Raw genomic sequence first — 17,298 nt, forward strand, 5'->3', positions numbered from 1 at the left:
ACCTTGATTTAGTTATAGACCGGATAGGCGGTGTTAATCGCGCCTTTCGGACAGGTTTGGGAATTATCCGGACACATATACCCGTTAACGGTGATGCCGTCCACTGTCGCCCCCCATTTTCCGCTCATCGGATTACCTGCGGCCTGATGCGCCTTTAAAATCAAATCCATCACCTGCTGCTGGTTCATCGCATCCGGGAAGAAAGAGCTGAATTTCCCCTTCCAGCTATGTCCATTACAGACCTCAATATCCGCCGTATAAAGCCCCTTTGCGTTCGGACCGGCTGTCACCTTTACAACACGGGCCCCTGCCGGATCCTTACTGTCGAAACGGGAATGAAACCCTACCGCTTTACCTTTTTTATTAATCTCGCCTTCAAAAACATGAGTTAAATTTAATTTCGGTGTGGTGTTACTCCAAACCGTATGATTGACAACACTGCAACTATCCGCAAACGCCGCAGAAAAGCCAATAACAACCAATAAGCATGCCACAAGGCCAACAAGGCTTCTTTTCATAATCCCCTCCGATATCAATTAAAGTGATAGTTATGAGAATAGAACATATCATACGCTGTTTGTGTTTGTGCAATGGCCTTGCGTTCAAGTTCCAACGGCACATGGTCTTCACGTTTCAGGCTGAGATGATCCTTGGAAATACGGTAAGCTTCGCTCGGTCCATTCGGTTTTAAGATGGTTACTTCATCATTCTGTGCATAAGCAATCGTGAAATTGTAAGACATGCTTGCCCGTCCATCATCTGCTTCAACGAGTTGCAAATCCCGGCCAAAAAATGGGCTGTCATATTCAAGACCCAGCAAGCCCAGTAATGTCGGCGCAACATCCAGACTGGAACCGGTTACGTTATGCCGAGACGGCACAATTTCGCCCGGCGCGTAAAAAACCAAAGGCACGCGAAAGGCTTGTATGGGCACTGTTTCGTGGCCAAAAACTTTAGGGCCATGATCACCAATAATCACAAAAATAGTCTCATCAAACCAATCATGACTTTTCGCTTTTTCAATAAACTGCCCCAAAGACCAATCGGCATAGGCAGCTGCATTTTCACGTTGCTTATCATCCGGGTTTGCCTGAATACGTCCCTTGGGATAAACAAATGGTCGGTGATTGGTCGTGGTCAGCAGGCTTAAAAAAAACGGTTTATCCTTTTTGGTATGCTCATCCATTCGTTTCAGGGCTTCTTTAAACAAATATTCGTCTGCAACACCCCAAACCGTTGTAAACCCTTGATCTTTAATATCATCTTGTTCCCATACGTGATGGAAACCAATGCTGTCCCAATATTGACGCATATTGTCAAAACCGGAATGCCCTGCATAAAGAAAAGCCGTCTCGTACCCCTTGTTACCCAAAACCCACGGCAAAGAATACATCTGATCATGTTCAGGTCGTCGCACTGTTGAAATGCCGGGGATCGGTGCAAAGGATGTCAACAGGGCCTCCAACCCCCGAACCGTGCGATCACCCGTACTATAGATGTTACTGAAGAACATGCCCTGTTCCGCAATTTTATGGAAATTTGGCGAAACGGTTTGCGCAACCTTCGGCCCCATATCATCGTAATAGACAGACCCAAATGATTCTTCGATCACCAGTACTACGTTCTTTTTTTGCACGGGGCGCACGGGTGTAACATGACGCAAAGTTGGTTTTTCGGTTTTTTCTTGCGATAAAAATACCGTGTTCTGCTGCACGAGTGTCGATTGCAAGGTTTGCTGCGCTTCATTTGAAGCCAAACCGGGGTAAATCCCGTGATATTCGGTTTTACGGTGGATCAACGAGGCGAGAAAAGTATAATAACCAGACTCCGCAATTTGATTAAGCTGACGACTTTCAAAAGAATAAACTGGTGTCATCCAGATATAAAGCGCGGACACCACCGCCAACATACCAGCCAGCAAAACGGGCTTCTTCACTTGCGCTAAAGAAGCCTTGTCATTCAGGGCGGCAAAAAACTTCCGCCTCATTAAGAAAAACAGGACAATCGCCCCGACAAAAACCGGCGGTAATAAAAGCGATAGATCAAATGATTCCTTGATATTCCCCAAAACTTCACGCGGGAAAATCAGATAATAAACCGCTGTGGTGTTGAAACGGCTATCAAATTCATTCCAAAAGATAACCTCTGCCAATGCGGTAAAATTCAACACGATTAAGGTCGAAAGGAATAGAGCAATCGCAATCGTTTTACCGACAATTCTATTCCAGAAGTTTTTCAAAAGATGCAATCCAACAAAAAAAACGAAGCTTAAGAGCGCACCAATCGCAACATCATTCACAGCCCCCATCAACAGGGCCGCTATCGTTTGCATGCTGACATATTGGGCTTGTGGCACAGATATGCCCACCAAAACGCAACGAACAACTGCGTTCACTAAAGTAAAAATAACAAAACACGCAATCCAGAAATGAATGGCGTGATTACGGCTGTCTTGATTGTGCATGCCCAATTCTTCCAAATTAAAGTAAAATTTGGAGGCATTGTGATCAATCTACCTGACAGCAAGCTGAATGCTATTCAAATTTTACAACAACTTCAAAACCGCTGGCATGCCCTATCCTTGGTGAAAAGAGGTCTAAATGCCCTGCACTATTTTTGATAAACGCATCGACAATTGCCAATCCCAAACCAGATCCATCAGCTTGTGAGCTAGCTCTCTCAAAACGATGTGTCAAAATATCCAATTTCTCAGGCGCTAAAACATCACAATCATTTTGAATATGAAGCGCGTTCTCATCATCGCAAAAAATCACGATCGGTATATCGCGCGCCCCATGACGCAAGGCATTTTCCAGCAGGTTCCGTAAAATAATAGCCGTTGCATCCATATCCACAGGCCAAAACAGATCAACTGTTTTATCCTCAATGATTTCAATGGAACGTGCCTTATTGCTTCCCTGTTTTATTTCATCGATTAACATCAACAGAATAGGATAGACCTGTGATCTGTCCCCTGTTCGCAAAACAGAAGCATCCGCACGCGATAATTGGTGTAATTTTTCAGATAACCTTTGCAGACGTTTAAGGCTGGACTCGATTTCCTGCGCACGTTTTTGGGTCTTAACATCTGGGCTTGTTGCCATTAAACGCTGTGTTTGGGCAAGACTGGTTGCTATCGGCGTTCTTAATTCGTGTGCACTATTGGATGCAAATTCCCGCTCAGCCACAATCGCTTTTTGGATGCGGATCATAAGGGCGTTTAAAGAATGGAGAATAGATAAAAGTTCCTGCGGCTGGTCATGATCTTGAAAGGGCACCAAATTGCCCGCATCGCGCTGGTTAATTTCGCGATCCAACAAAATCAAAGGGGCCAAAATTTTATCAACCACCCAAAACACAATCAGCCCCACCAGCGGAACAAGCAATAGAATAGGAAATAACAGCCCCTTAACGCTATCAACAATTGCTTCCCAGCGTTCTTCCTTGGGTTCAGCAACTTGAACAAATATCTGTTTGTCCGGAGTGGTTTTTGTATAAAAACGGTAATCGGGTGTATCTGCAAAACCCGGCGTCAACCCAATCAAAAACGGCGTCAATGGTGCATTGTCAGAACGCAAAAGAACGTTTCCATTTACATCACGGACTTGATAGCGCAAATATTCGTCATCTTGATCAGGAAGGGACGCAACATCGTATTCTACGGAACCGTCCTCATTTTTCTGCTGAAGCTGTGCAACCGCAAAAGGCAACAAGCGTTGCGCTGTTTTTTCCAAAGAACTGTCAAATGTCTCCGCCATTTCCTGAAATAAAATTGAAACGGATACCCCTGTTGCAATCAACCACATCAGAGTGACGCTCAGCGTTATATATAAAATCAGCTTTTTCTTAAGGCTATTTGATTTCATCATCTGTCACTTTGAAGCGATATCCGACACCGCGCAGTGTTTCGATATATTTTTTTCCAATTTTTTTACGTAAACGACTGATATAGACTTCAACAGTATTGCTTTCGACTTCCGCACCATATTCATACAGGCAATTTTCAATTTGCACTTTGGAAACAATGGCATCTTTTTTACGGAGTAACCTTTCCAGAACGGCCCACTCCCTTGCGCTCAAATCAATTGCCTGCCCACAACGTGAAATCAGTTTATGGTCAATCTCGATGGAAAGTTCCCCTATTTCCAATGCAACTGGCCCCGTCATATTCAAACGACGTTGCATGGCTGTTATCCGGGCACTGAGTTCACCCAGATCAAAAGGTTTTACCAAATAATCATCTGCCCCGGCATTCAATCCTGCAATACGATCAGAAATTTGATCCAGCGCCGTCAGAATAATCACGCCAACCTGCCCCCCAGATCGTCGAAGGTTTTTTAAAAAATCAATCCCTCGTCCATCGGGTAACATAAGGTCCAGCAAAATAAGATCATATGGTGTCGTGGCAAGACTGGTAGACGCATCGGCAAGGGTCATAAACCAATCAACAGCGTGGCCTTCATCGGCAACATGTTCTTTGATCGCCTGCCCAAGACCTTTTTCATCTTCTACAAGTAAAACACGCACTCTTTTTGCTCCTCCGGCACACTATAACGTCAAATAGTCGCTATAAACCAGCACATCTGCTTTCCTTTTTTAAAAATGAAGCGTCAAAAATAAATTATGGACTTGCAAAAGTCAGTTCTGCCTGCAACATTCCCTTTATCGAAAAAGATAAGAACACAAAGGCCGTTACATGGACATTCTTCGCATTATTATCGCCATTTTCATTCCGCCGCTGGCCGCATTTCTGACGGTCGGTATTGGCTTGCATTTTTGGCTGAACCTTATTTTAACCCTGCTTTTCTTCTTCCCCGGCATGATCCATGCCTTGTGGCTGGTGGTTAAAAAGAAAGGTTAACATAAAAAAAGCGGCACCCTGAAATCAGGTCAGCCGCTTTTTTTCACATTGATTTAGACTTAATCGACTTTGGGTTCGTCGATCTTATTTTGACGGCATGCCGCTGTAACCGTATTGGCCAACAGACACGCGATTGTCATGGGGCCAACCCCGCCCGGAACCGGTGTAATGGCACCGGCAACTTCGACAACTTCGTCAAAATCCACATCACCAACCAGTTTGGTCTTGCCGTCCGGGGTTTCAATACGGTTGATGCCCACATCAATCACCGCCGCACCCGGCTTGACCCAGTCTGCCTTGATCATTTTCGCACGACCAACAGCCGCAACCAGAATGTCGGCACGGCGGCATTCTTCTTCAATATCAACCGTGCGCGAATGAACGGTCGTTACCGTACAGCTTTCATTCAACAACAAGGCACCCATCGGTTTGCCGACGATATTAGAACGCCCGACAACAACAGCGCGCTTACCGGACAATGAGCCACCGAAATAATCTTTCAACATCATCAAACAGCCCAGCGGTGTACAAGGAACCATCGCATCCTTGGACCCGGTTGCCAGCAATCCTGTGTTGATCACATGAAAGCCATCTACGTCTTTTTCCGGGGCAATGGCTTCAATCACTTTTTCTTCGCTGATATGTTTGGGCAGGGGCAACTGAACCAAGATACCGTGAACTTCGGGGTTTTCGTTCAGGCTTTGCACCAAGGTCAGAAGTTCCTGTTCGGAAATATCGGGATCACGGCGATATTCCAGCGACTTCATGCCGCATTCTTCGGTTTGCTTCACCTTGTTGCGCACATAGACCTGACTTGCAGGGTCCTCGCCCACCAAAACAACCGCCAGACCGGGGGTCAGGTTTTCGTAGTGTTTCAGCTCTTCCACCTGTTTGGCGACACGTTTGCGCACATTTTGTGCAAAGGCTTTACCATCAATGATTTTTGCGTCAGACATTGTTCTGCTTCATCCAATCTATAAGGCGTTGTTTCAAGACGCTTGGCTCGCCTTTCAACAACAACGTTTTGTGCCGGGACAGTTCTCCGGCGGTGAGTTCCATATCCGATTTCGCCAATTTCCATTCCTTGCTCAAAAATTTGATCAAGGCGGCATTGGCTTTCCCTTTTTCCGGCGCTGCCGTTACGGACAGCTTCAGGACGACCGTCCCGTCCGCCTCTTCCATAATCGCATTGATCGCCGTTTTCTTTGCCTTCGGTGTCAGTTTTAAACGTAACTGAAGGCCATCGCTCACTTCGTTAAAGAAAACGCCGACCATTAAACCAGTTTAAACATCAATTGCTGAACAACGCTTTGCAGGAAAAAAACAACCAACAACAAAACGATCGGCGAAAGGTCAATTCCGCCCATATCCGGCAAGAACTGACGAATACGCGACAACAGCGGTTCCGTCAACTTGGAACAGATATCCCATACGATCCGAACAAACTGATTGCTGTAGTTAATGACATTGAAATGGAACAACCAACTCATCACAACCGTCACAACCACGATCAGTTCATATATATTCAAAATTGCCAGAAGCACTTGAAACAGGGGTACGAGTACAACGTCCATCAAGATCCCTTTAAATATCCTATTACATTTGGGCAAACCCTATACCGAGCCGCCCATATGCGCAAGTCTGCGTTTTTATCTCTGCACGATCTATTTAAACAAATCGCGCGTCACCACACCGACAAATTTCGTAAAATGTTCCGAAGTGGCATCAAAATCCTTATGCATCCAACCGGACATATTACGATAGACTTCATCATCCACACAAAAGACGATTGCAAACGTTGCCTTATCGCCGGGCACACTTTGCGGGATGTCGCCTTTACATATCCGATTGGCATTATAATTTTTTGGTGGCGCAATCACCCAAATCACACGATAGGCTGGTGATTCTGCCTCTTCCATGCGGGTTGTTGCCTTAAACGGGCGTGTTTGCATGCCGCGTTCCATCCCCTTGGTAATGGCGTTTACAACCTCTGTCCCTTCAAAACCGGGGTAAGAACCATGTATATCCACCAAAAGCGGCCCGCGCGAGGTGGCCGTAAAAAAGTACGGTTCCATACTTTCGCGTGCGGAAAATTTTTCTATGGATCCATAGGGGGCATCCTCGCCACAGGCCACCAGACCCAGCAAAGTTGCCATACCCGCCAGTATTTTCTTCATTCTATGGTCCTTTCCAAATTAACCTGACAATGTCATATTTAATCCAATATCCCCACAATGGGAAGTGTTTCCCCCGAACAATCAACCTATACGAAAGAATAAGTGATTCTTTTTATTATAATTTTTTGACAAGCGAAAAAACCATTAGGAATTTGCCGAGTCGCACGTTAGAATCCCTCTATTACAGACGGATTCAAGGAGATGCATATGCAGCTTCTCAGGTTGTCTATATCAACCGATCACAAAACGGCACCGCCAGATTTTCTGGACGCTGCGTTGTCGCCGGGTCCGACTGACACTCTTTCCATTCTGGACATTCCACGTCAAAAATGCCTTTCGCCTTGCACGCCTTGTGTGAGGTTTTTTTATGGGCATTATCCAAGCTGTTAGGAGAGACACATGGGTAAACACGTACGTAAATCCGCCAAAGTCGATGCCGATGTCAGAGCTTTATTCTTCGACGACCATCAAAGAGAGCAGGAAATGACCAAAAAAGCATGGGACCCGCTCGGTTCCCACCAGCCCAATTCTCCGAGGGATCAAAAATACGTTAAAAATGTTCGCCCCAGAAGCGACAACCAAGCCCAACTGATGCAAGCCATTGATGAACGCCACATGGTTGTCGCCCTTGGTCCGGCAGGTACCGGCAAAACCTATCTTGCCGTTGCCAAGGCCGTCGAAGCCTTGGACGCCGGAAAAATAGAACGCATCATCCTGTCTCGTCCGGCTGTTGAGGCTGGTGAAAGTATCGGCTACCTGCCCGGTGATATGGAAGAGAAGCTCGCACCTTACCTGCGCCCGCTTTACGATGCGCTGACCGACCGTCTTGGTAGTAAACGGCTCAAAGCAATGATGGGCAATGGCACAATTGAGCTTGCCCCTGTCGGTTATATGCGCGGACGCACACTCAATAACGCCTTTGTCGTGATTGACGAGGCACAAAACTGCACCTACGGTCAGATTAAAATGCTCATTACCCGACTGGGTTGGAATTCCACAATGGTTTTAACCGGCGACCCGGACCAAAGTGATCTGTTACCCGGTATTTCCGGCCTGAAAGACATCGCTGATAAGCTGGAACAACTCGAAGATGTTGCAACGATCCGCCTGAAAGACCCCGATATTGTGCGTCACCCATTGGTTGCCAGTATCCTGAGCGTTGTTTAACCGACCGATCCTTTTCCAACAGTTTGAATGCCCCGTTTTGAAAATCAAGACGGGGCATTTTTCTATTTCAACCAGTTTTCCAAAGATGTCAGACGGTCATAATCTTCTTCACTGACAACCTGCAAAGCCAAGGCGGCTTGTTTAATGCTGGTTTTTTCACGGTGGGCTTTTTTGGCAACTTCTGCCGCCCGTTCATAACCGATTGTCGGGGCCAAGGCCGTCACCATCATCAGGGTTTGATCAAGATGTTGTTGAATGCGGTCTTCATCGGCCTTTATCCCATCCACACAATGCGCAGTGAAACACCGCATCCCGTCCGCCAACAACTGAACAGATTGCAAGATATTATAGACAATCAACGGCTTATAAGTATTCAGTTCAAAATGCCCATGCGCACCGCCCACAGTCACCGACACATGGTTACCCATAACTTGTGCGCAAATCTGGCTCAATGCTTCGGCCTGTGTCGGATTGACCTTGCCCGGCATGATAGACGATCCCGGTTCATTGGCAGGGAGCAACAACTCCCCAATGCCACATCGGGGACCAGAACCCAGCAAGCGGATATCATTGGCGATTTTATTAAGCGAGACTGCCAATGCGTTCAACTGTCCCGAAAATTCCACCAGCGCATCATGGGTTGCCAAACCTTCCATCGGTAGTGGGTTTTCACAGAATTCAAACCCGCTGAGCTTGCGGATATGTTCGATGAAGCAATCAACAAAGCCGGGCGGACAATTTGCCCCATTGCCCACAGCCGTTCCGCCTTGGGGAACAATCATTAACCGTTGCCAAGCTTCCTCTAACCGCTTTTTACCCGTTGCAACCTGTTGGGCAAAAACGGCAAAAACCGTGCCTAAGGATACCGGAACCGCATCTTGTAAATGCGTGCGTCCCACTTTCATAATCCCGTCAAATTCATCCGCCTTTTGCAGTAAGGCCTTATGTAGTTGATCCAGTGACGGCCACAAAAGGTCATGTGTCTGCAAGGCAATCGCGATATGCATCACGGTTGGAAAACTATCGTTGGAAGATTGGCTGCGGTTTACATGATCATTGGGGTGAACCTCGCCATCCGTTCCCCGTTTCCCCGATAAAATCTCGTTTGCGCGTGAGGCCAGAACCTCATTCACATTCATATTGGTTTGCGTCCCGGACCCGGTTTGCCAGATACGAATGGGGAATTCTTCGGACAATTTCCCATCCAAGACATCCCATGCCGCCTGACAAATCGCGTCCCCCCGGCGTTCATCCAGGACATCCACATTCATATTGGCTTGGGCCGCCGCCATTTTCTGAAAGGCAAAGGCACGAATAAGCACAGGCGGCAGTCCCTCCCATCCGATATCGAAGTTGCTGAGACAGCGTTGTGTCTGTGCCCCCCAATATCGTTGCGCAGGGACTTCAATTTCCCCAATGGAATCGCGCTCAATCCGCATCTCGGTTTTACCACTCATTCGTACCTCTCCATCCTTTCGGATTATTTCTTGCTTAGATTTTGCAGAACATATTCCAGAATACCGCCTTTAAGCAGATAGGCCGCTTCTTCCTTTGTATCGATACGTGAACGCAGGCCATAGGTTTTTGTACTGCCATCTCCACGTGTCACAACCAGTTCAAGGTCCTGTGAAGGAACCAATTGGCTGTCCAGCCCCCGGATATCGAACAATTCGGTACCATCCGGGTTCATATCTGCCAAGGCTGTTTCACTGATAAACTGCAAGGGCAGAACCCCCATCCCGACAAGGTTGGAGCGATGAATACGTTCATAACTTTGCGCAATAACCGCCTTCACCCCCAACAACCGCGTGCCCTTGGCGGCCCAGTCGCGTGACGATCCAGTGCCATATTCACGACCGGCCAGAACAATCAAAGGGGTCTTTTCCTGCTGGTATTTCATGGCTGTGTCAAAAACACTCATAACCGTGCCATCAGGCTGGTGTTTGGACCAACCGCCTTCGGTGCCCGGTGCAACCTTGTTGCGGATACGGATATTGGCAAATGTGCCACGCATCATAACTTCGTGGTTGCCGCGACGCGACCCGTAGGAATTGAAATCCGCCGGCTTCACACCCTGTTCTATTAAATACTGCCCGGCGGCACTGTCCTTGGCAATCGAACCGGCAGGGGAAATATGATCCGTGGTGACAGAATCCCCCAGTATCAACAAAGCGCGCGCCTGTTCAATATTGTCAATTTCAACCGATTGCCCGGCTTCAAAGAACGGCGGATTACGCACATAGGTCGACTCACTTTTCCAGTGGTAGGTTTTGGTCTTGCTGACCGCAATATCTTGCCAGCTTTGCGGGCCTGTAAACACATCGCTATAACGTGAGCGGAACATTTCCGGTGTTAAAATATCACGAATAAGATCGTCACATTCCCGGTTGCTCGGCCAGATATCTTTCAGATAGACGGGATTTCCCTGTTGATCTTCCCCAATCGGATCATTCACCAAATCAAGACGTGTTGTCCCAGCCAGCGCATAAGCCACCACCAAAGGCGGAGAGGCCAGATAGTTGGCTTTGACATGCTGGTTGATCCGGCCTTCAAAATTGCGGTTGCCGCTCAGGACCGAAGCCACAACAAGATCACCCTCTTGTACCGCATTGGCAATCGGGGCTGCCAAGGGACCGGAATTGCCGATACAGGTTGTGCAGCCATATCCCGCCAATGTGAAGCCCAACTCGTCCAATGCCCCTTGCAGACCTGCGGCCTTCAGATAATCGGTGACAACTTGCGACCCCGGTGCCAGCGATGTTTTGACCCACGGCTTGACCTTTAGACCTTTTCCCAAAGCTTTTTTGGCCAAAAGCCCCGCCCCCAACATCACACTGGGATTAGATGTATTGGTACAGGATGTAATCGCCGCAATCACAACATCACCGTCATGCAGATTATAAGACTGCCCCTGTACCTCCACGCTGCGCGGCTTATCCTGACTGGCAAGTTCCTGCAACGTTTGATCAAAGGAAGCCGCAACACCGGAAAGCTCAATCCGGTCTTGTGGGCGTTTTGGCCCGGCGAGACTCGGTTCGACAGTTGCCAAATCCAATTCGAGCGTATCGCTATAAATCGGGTCAGGCCCGGCGCTTTCACGCCACAAGCCTTGTTCTTTGGCATAAGCTTCAACCAATTTCACCTGATCGGGTTGGCGCGATGTAAAGTTCAGATAACGGATTGTTTCCCCGTCGATGGGGAAAAAGCCGCAAGTCGCCCCATATTCCGGGGCCATATTGGCAATGGTTGCACGATCCGGTAAGGGAAGGTGGTCCAGCGCCGGACCATAAAATTCAACAAATTTACCGACAACACCGCGTTCGCGCAGCATTTGCACCACACGTAACACCAGATCGGTCGCCGTGGTGCCTTCGCGTAATCGTCCGTTTAGCTTGAAACCAACCACATCAGGTAAAACCATTGAAACGGGTTGACCAAGCATGGCGGCTTCGGCCTCAATCCCGCCGACACCCCAGCCTAACACGCCCAGCGCATTGATCATGGTGGTATGAGAATCGGTCCCGACCAACGTATCGGGGAAAGCCAGTAATTCGCCTTGATCTTGTGTCATAACAACTTGGGCGAGGTATTCCAGATTTACCTGATGGCAAATACCGGTCCCCGGTGGCACCACCCGGAAGTTTTCAAACGCCTGCTGACCCCAGCGCAAAAACTCGTAACGTTCGCGGTTTCTTTTGAATTCAAGTGTTTCGTTGATTTTCAAAGATTGAGCATGACCGTAATCATCCACCATAATAGAATGGTCAATCACCAGGTCAACCGGACAGATCGGGTTAATCGCCGCCGGATTATCGCCACGTTCTGCCGCTGCATCGCGCATGGCCGCCAGATCAACAACCGCAGGAACACCGGTAAAATCCTGCATCAAAACACGCGCGGGTCGAAAGGCGATTTCACAGTCCGAGGATGCCTGATCCAGCCATTTTTCAAGCTGGTCAATATCGGAAACATGAACATCCTTACCATTTTCCCAGCGCAACAGGTTTTCCAGTAAAACCTTTAAACTAAAAGGCAAGCGGGTGATATCCGCGCCACTTTTTTGCGCCAGTGCTTTCAAACTGAAATAACTGTATTGCGTCTCACCAAGCGTCAATGTGCGTTTGGTGTTTAATGTATCCTGACCATATTGGGGCATGTGCCACCTCTCTTTTGCGGGTCTCTATTCCAATTCTATCTCGCTTTGGCCTCTTCTCCCTCTAACCCCATGAGCATGCAGGACACATGGCGGGCCACGCCATATCCCCTGCATCCAAATTCGATTCTATTTATGAGCGATTTCTTTATCGGTGAACAAGTAATCGCGCAATTCCTTGTCCATCACCTTATCCTTGCGACGGATCCATTCCAGCACCATCGCCGCATGTTCTTTTTCTTCGTCGCGGTTATGGATCAGAATATTTTTCAGATCCTCATCCTTACAGGCATCAATGCGTTGGTTGTACCAATCAACAGCTTCCAGTTCTTCCATCAAGGAAACAACCGCACGATGGTAATCGCGCGTCTCGTCTGTCAATTCCTCAACCGGTTCGTGATAACCTTCATTAGACATGGGTTCTTCTCCCTAAAAATGTAACTGAAAAATATCCTACAAATTAGAGTTATATTTTTCAGAAGTGATTGCAAGAGGATAAATCATATCCGACTGCCCATACGAAAGCCGCCGAACCACCAACGACAAAAGTAATAATATTTCAATAACATTCCTTACTTGCGAAACTTTCGACAAATCTTTATAACCCGAGAGCGAAAAAACACCTGTTTTGACAGATTACCCTATAGCCATTGCGGTTTTAATTTGGTAAAACGGTATTGTAATGCGTATTTATTTATCGATGTGTCTCGCAAAGGATTAACATGAGCGAAGAACGTTTAGCCTTGGCGGCTGAATTTCCGGCGACTTCTGTAGAAGCCTGGAAAGAGTCTTTGGAAAAAGTTCTCAAAGGTGCCCCTTTTGAAAAAAAGATGGTTGTCAAAACCTACGATGGTATCGACATCCAGCCTCTTTATACAAAAGCAGATTGGAACGCAGACGGCAATCCGTCCGGTTTCCCCGGTAGCGCCCCGTTCACACGTGGCAATTCCGCCGTGGGTCGCAGCGTGGATGGCTGGGATATTCGCCAAATTCACGCCCATGCAGACAAATCTGTTGCCAATGATCAAATTCTTGAAGATCTGGAACGCGGCGTCACCTCGATTATTTTGCAGTTTGACGAAGCCGCACGCGCGGGTAAAAACGGCACCGATGCCCCGGACCTTGCGGGTCGTGGCGGGATTATGATTTATTCCAAAGAAGACCTCGCCGATGTTTTGGACGGCGTTCTTCTTGATCTCGCGACAGTTTCACTGGAAGCCGGTGCACAAGGTGCGGCAGCCGCTTCTTTGTTGAAAGCTTTGTGGGCTGATAAAAATATCGCCAATGACAAAGCAATGGGGGCCTTCAACCTTGACCCCCTTGGTACATTGGCAGCCACAGGCACCTTGCCGACATCCGTTGAAGACGCCCTTGCCGATATGGCGAACTTAGCCAAAGAGACAGCGGCAAATTACCCCAAGGTCACCTCTGTTAAAGTTGATACCTCCGCCTATTACGGTGCTGGTGCGACAGAAACACAGGATCTGGCAATCGCCTTGGCAACCGGTGTGGCTTACCTGCGTGCAATGGTCGATGCGGGTCTAAGCGTGGATGAGGCGGCGCGTCAAATCACCTTCTCCTTTGCTAATGGTGCCGATATCTTTACCGGGATTGCCAAATTACGTGCGGCACGTTTCCTGTGGGCACAAGTCATAAAGGCATCCGGGGGTTCTGCTGAGGCACAAGGTATGAAACTGCATGCTGTCACCGCAGCCCGTGCCATGTCCAAACGCGACCCTTGGGTCAATATGTTGCGCACAACAGCGACCTGTTTTGCCGGGGCCATCGGTGGTGCAGATGCCATTACGGTCTTGCCGTTTGATTATCACTGTGGTGTTGCCGATAACTTCGCCCGCCGCATTGCCCGCAATACCCAAATTGTTTTGCAGGAAGAAAGCTCACTCAATAAAGTCATCGACCCCGCAGGCGGGTCCTGGTTTATTGAAAACCTGAGCGAACAATATGTTAAAAAAGCATGGGAATTGTTCCAGGATATTGAAAATCGCGGTGGTATGGCTGCGGTTCTTGCCGATGGGTCTATTCAGTCCCAAATCGCTGAAGTCTGGCAGGCGCGGCTTAAAAATATCGCCAAACGCAAAGATGCGGTCACAGGCGTTTCTGAATATCCAAATATCATGGAAGACGCGGTTGTGCGCAGCACCCCTGATTACGCCGCCTTGATCGCCAAGATCAACAAAGCCGATATCACCATCGCCAGCTTGGCCACACAAGGCAACGCGACAACCATCACGGCCCTGCCCGCCCATCGTCTGGCTGAAGGGTTTGAAAAACTCCGTGATGCTGCCGATGCTTACAAAGCTGCAAATGGCGACTTCCCGAAAATCTTCTCTGCCAACATGGGGGCCATTGCCAAACATACGGCGCGCGCGACATTCGCCAAAAACTTCTTCGAAGCTGGCGGTGTACAGGCCGTAACCAACAACGGTTTTGCCAACGTAGATGATGCGGTTGCCGCCTTCAAAGACAGTCAAGCTGAAGTTGCCGTTCTATGTGGCAGTGATGATCAGTATGAAGAACTCGCCGCCCGTTTTGCCACAGCCTTAAAAGCCGCTGGTGCGAAAAAAGTATTCCTCGCCGGGCGCGGTGAATTTGACGGTGTCGATGCTGCCATCGGCATGGGTAGCGATGTGCTCGCCACATTGCAGGACCTCCACACTGTATTGGGAGTGTAAGACAGATGAGCAATATTCCTAACTTTGCAAATGTTGCGCTGGACACTTCCGGCCTGAACAAAGAACAAGCCAGCGACTGGAAAGGCCGTATCGAAGGTCAAACAGGCAAAAAACTGGATGACCTGACATGGAACACACCGGAAGGGATCGGCGTTAAACCGCTTTATACCGCCGAAGACCTGAATGGTTTGGACAGTCTGGACAGTGTTCCGGGGTTTGCCCCGTTCAAACGCGGCCCGTACAATTCCATGTACACCACACGCCCGTGGACGGTGCGCCAATATGCGGGTTTCTCCACCGCCGAAGAATCCAACGCTTTTTACCGCCGCAACCTTGCGGCTGGTCAAAAAGGCCTGTCTGTCGCCTTTGACCTTGCCACACACCGAGGTTATGATTCCGATCACCCGCGCGTTGCCGGGGATGTCGGCATGGCGGGTGTGGCGATTGACAGTATTTACGATACACGTACCCTGTTTGACGGGATCCCGCTGGATCAAATGTCTGTTTCCATGACCATGAACGGTGCGGTTCTGCCTGTTCTGGCCCTGTACGTTCTGGCGGCTGAAGAACAAGGTGTCACACCGGATAAACTGTCCGGGACCATTCAGAACGATATTCTCAAAGAATTCATGGTGCGTAACACCTATATCTACCCACCGACCCCGTCCATGAAGATCATTTCTGATATCTTTGGCTTTACCTCAACAGAAATGCCGAAATTCAACTCGATCTCTATTTCCGGTTACCACATGCAGGAAGCCGGTGCGACAGCCGATCTGGAACTGGCTTACACGCTGGCAGATGGTGTGGAGTATCTGCGGGCCGGTATTGCAACCGGTCTGGATGTCGATGCCTTCGCCCCGCGCTTGTCCTTCTTCTGGGCCATCGGCATGAACTTCTTTATGGAAGTTGCCAAAATGCGCGCAGGTCGGATGTTATGGTCACGTCTAGTAAACCAGTTTGATCCGAAAAACCCGAAATCACTGGCCTTGCGGACGCACTCCCAAACATCGGGCTGGTCTTTGACGGCACAGGACGTGTTTAACAACGTCACGCGTACCTGTATCGAGGCAATGGCATCAAGCCAAGGTCATACGCAATCGCTGCACACCAACGCACTGGACGAAGCCTTGGCCCTGCCGACGGATTTCTCCGCCCGTATTGCCCGTAACACACAGATTTTCCTGCAACAGGAAACAGGCACCTGTGATGTGATCGACCCGTGGGGTGGTTCCTACTACGTTGAAAAACTGACACAGGATCTGGCCGAAAAAGCATGGGCACATATTCAGGAAGTTGAAGAACAAGGCGGCATGGCCAAAGCCATCGAAGCCGGCATTCCCAAAATGCGCATCGAAGAAGCCGCAGCACGGACCCAGGCCCGCATTGACAGTGGCCGTCAGACCGTTGTCGGTGTCAACAAATATCAACTTGAAAACGAAGATGCGATCGATGTTCTCAAGGTTGAAAATTCCGAAGTGCGCAAGTCCCAGATTGCCAAACTGGAACGCCTGCGTGCAGAACGTAATGAAGCTGATACACAAGCCTCACTGGATGCCTTGAGCGAAGCCGCAAAAACCGAAAATGGCAACCTGCTTGATCTGGCGATTAAGGCCGGGCGCGCCAAAGCCACAGTTGGTGAAATCTCGCTTGCTCTGGAAAAAGTCTATGGGCGCCATCAAGCCACCATTCGTGCCATTTCCGGTGTTTATAAAAACGAAGTGGGTGAAATGAACGAAAAGATTGAAGACGTAACCAAGCTGGTTAAAAAATTCGAAAACCATGAAGGGCGTCGCCCGCGTATTCTGATTGCAAAAATGGGCCAAGATGGACACGATCGCGGTCAAAAAGTAATCGCAACCGCCTTTGCCGATCTTGGTTTCGACGTGGATATCGGACCGTTGTTCCAGACACCGGAAGAAACTGCGCGTCAAGCGGTTGAAAACGATGTCGATATTGTTGGCGCTTCCTCCTTGGCTGCGGGTCACCTGACCTTGGTGCCGCAACTGCGCGAAGAACTGACAAAACTGGAACGCGACGATATCCTGATTGTCTGCGGCGGCGTTATTCCACCGCAAGACTTCGACGCCTTGTATGAAGGGGGCGCAGAAGCGATCTTCCCACCGGGCACCGTCATTTCCGAAGCCGCCATTGATTTAATGAAAAAGCTGAACGAAGTTGTCGGTATTGAGGACTAAGTCCTGAGCCAACAAACATCATCCCGGATCGGCACTTGCGCTTGTCCGG

The 17,298-nt window shown here is 48.8% G+C and carries 15 protein-coding genes; 4 read left to right on the plus strand and 11 right to left on the minus strand.

Features of this window, described 5'->3' with window-relative positions; translation table 11 throughout:
* Window positions 1–8 precede the first annotated feature (8 nt).
* The 4 genes from IEW74_RS10255 to IEW74_RS10270 form a co-directional block, all read right to left on the minus strand.
* Window positions 9–518: an EndoU domain-containing protein gene (locus IEW74_RS10255; RefSeq protein ID WP_188664454.1), complete on the minus strand. Its 510-nt coding sequence runs from the start codon at window positions 516–518 to the stop codon at window positions 9–11.
* 14 nt (window positions 519–532) lie between these two features.
* Entirely contained in the window at window positions 533–2,464 is a 1,932-nt protein-coding gene (locus IEW74_RS10260) for an LTA synthase family protein (protein WP_188664456.1), read from the minus strand.
* Between the two features lie 70 nt (window positions 2,465–2,534).
* A complete protein-coding gene (locus IEW74_RS10265; protein ID WP_188664459.1) occupies window positions 2,535–3,869 on the minus strand; it encodes an ATP-binding protein in 1,335 nt (444 codons plus the stop codon).
* The gene (locus tag IEW74_RS10270; RefSeq protein WP_188664462.1) at window positions 3,853–4,527 is read right to left on the minus strand and encodes a response regulator; all 675 of its coding nucleotides are present in this window, start codon (window positions 4,525–4,527) and stop codon (window positions 3,853–3,855) included. Before IEW74_RS10270 ends, IEW74_RS10265 begins: the two co-directional genes overlap by 17 nt.
* Window positions 4,528–4,696: 169 nt before the next feature.
* On the opposite strand from IEW74_RS10270, the gene IEW74_RS10275 reads away from it, so the two are divergent.
* Window positions 4,697–4,861, plus strand: a complete 165-nt coding sequence (locus IEW74_RS10275; protein WP_188664465.1) for a YqaE/Pmp3 family membrane protein — start codon at window positions 4,697–4,699, stop codon at window positions 4,859–4,861.
* Window positions 4,862–4,920: 59 nt separating this feature from the next.
* Here the strand turns inward: IEW74_RS10275 and folD are convergent, their stop codons facing one another.
* The 4 genes from folD to IEW74_RS10295 all read right to left on the minus strand — a co-directional run bounded on the left by folD (window position 4,921) and on the right by IEW74_RS10295 (window position 7,038).
* Complete coding sequence (folD, locus tag IEW74_RS10280) at window positions 4,921–5,817, minus strand: bifunctional methylenetetrahydrofolate dehydrogenase/methenyltetrahydrofolate cyclohydrolase FolD (RefSeq protein WP_188664468.1); 897 nt, start codon at window positions 5,815–5,817, stop codon at window positions 4,921–4,923.
* Window positions 5,810–6,136, minus strand: a complete 327-nt coding sequence (locus IEW74_RS10285; RefSeq protein ID WP_188664470.1) for a DUF167 domain-containing protein — start codon at window positions 6,134–6,136, stop codon at window positions 5,810–5,812. The genes folD and IEW74_RS10285 overlap by 8 nt, the downstream gene beginning before the upstream one ends.
* Window positions 6,136–6,435, minus strand: coding sequence for a YggT family protein (locus IEW74_RS10290; RefSeq protein WP_188664473.1), 300 nt, complete (start codon window positions 6,433–6,435; stop codon window positions 6,136–6,138). The genes IEW74_RS10285 and IEW74_RS10290 overlap by 1 nt, the downstream gene beginning before the upstream one ends.
* Before the next feature lie 90 nt (window positions 6,436–6,525).
* Window positions 6,526–7,038, minus strand: coding sequence for a hypothetical protein (locus IEW74_RS10295; RefSeq protein ID WP_188664475.1), 513 nt, complete (start codon window positions 7,036–7,038; stop codon window positions 6,526–6,528).
* Between the two features lie 399 nt (window positions 7,039–7,437).
* Between IEW74_RS10295 and IEW74_RS10300 the strand changes: the two genes are divergently transcribed.
* The gene (locus IEW74_RS10300) at window positions 7,438–8,205 is read left to right on the plus strand and encodes a PhoH family protein (protein WP_188664479.1); all 768 of its coding nucleotides are present in this window, start codon (window positions 7,438–7,440) and stop codon (window positions 8,203–8,205) included.
* Between the two features lie 62 nt (window positions 8,206–8,267).
* Here IEW74_RS10300 and IEW74_RS10305 read toward each other — a convergent pair whose 3' ends face one another.
* The 3 genes from IEW74_RS10305 to IEW74_RS10315 form a co-directional block, all read right to left on the minus strand.
* Complete coding sequence (locus tag IEW74_RS10305; protein ID WP_188664482.1) at window positions 8,268–9,662, minus strand: class II fumarate hydratase; 1,395 nt, start codon at window positions 9,660–9,662, stop codon at window positions 8,268–8,270.
* Window positions 9,663–9,685: 23 nt separating this feature from the next.
* Window positions 9,686–12,361 carry an aconitate hydratase AcnA gene (gene acnA, locus IEW74_RS10310; protein WP_188664485.1) on the minus strand — a complete coding sequence of 892 codons (2,676 nt, stop codon included), beginning with the start codon at window positions 12,359–12,361 and terminating at the stop codon, window positions 9,686–9,688.
* Between the two features lie 126 nt (window positions 12,362–12,487).
* Window positions 12,488–12,775: an encapsulin-associated ferritin-like protein gene (locus IEW74_RS10315; protein WP_188664488.1), complete on the minus strand. Its 288-nt coding sequence runs from the start codon at window positions 12,773–12,775 to the stop codon at window positions 12,488–12,490.
* A 305-nt stretch (window positions 12,776–13,080) separates the two neighbouring features.
* On the opposite strand from IEW74_RS10315, the gene IEW74_RS10320 reads away from it, so the two are divergent.
* Window positions 13,081–15,051: a methylmalonyl-CoA mutase family protein gene (locus tag IEW74_RS10320; RefSeq protein ID WP_188664491.1), complete on the plus strand. Its 1,971-nt coding sequence runs from the start codon at window positions 13,081–13,083 to the stop codon at window positions 15,049–15,051.
* 5 nt (window positions 15,052–15,056) lie between these two features.
* The gene (scpA, locus tag IEW74_RS10325; RefSeq protein ID WP_188664494.1) at window positions 15,057–17,249 is read left to right on the plus strand and encodes a methylmalonyl-CoA mutase; all 2,193 of its coding nucleotides are present in this window, start codon (window positions 15,057–15,059) and stop codon (window positions 17,247–17,249) included.
* Window positions 17,250–17,298: the final 49 nt, after the last annotated feature.

It is taken from the genome of Terasakiella brassicae (genome assembly GCF_014641495.1).
GTDB lineage: Bacteria > Pseudomonadota > Alphaproteobacteria > Rhodospirillales > Terasakiellaceae > Terasakiella > Terasakiella brassicae.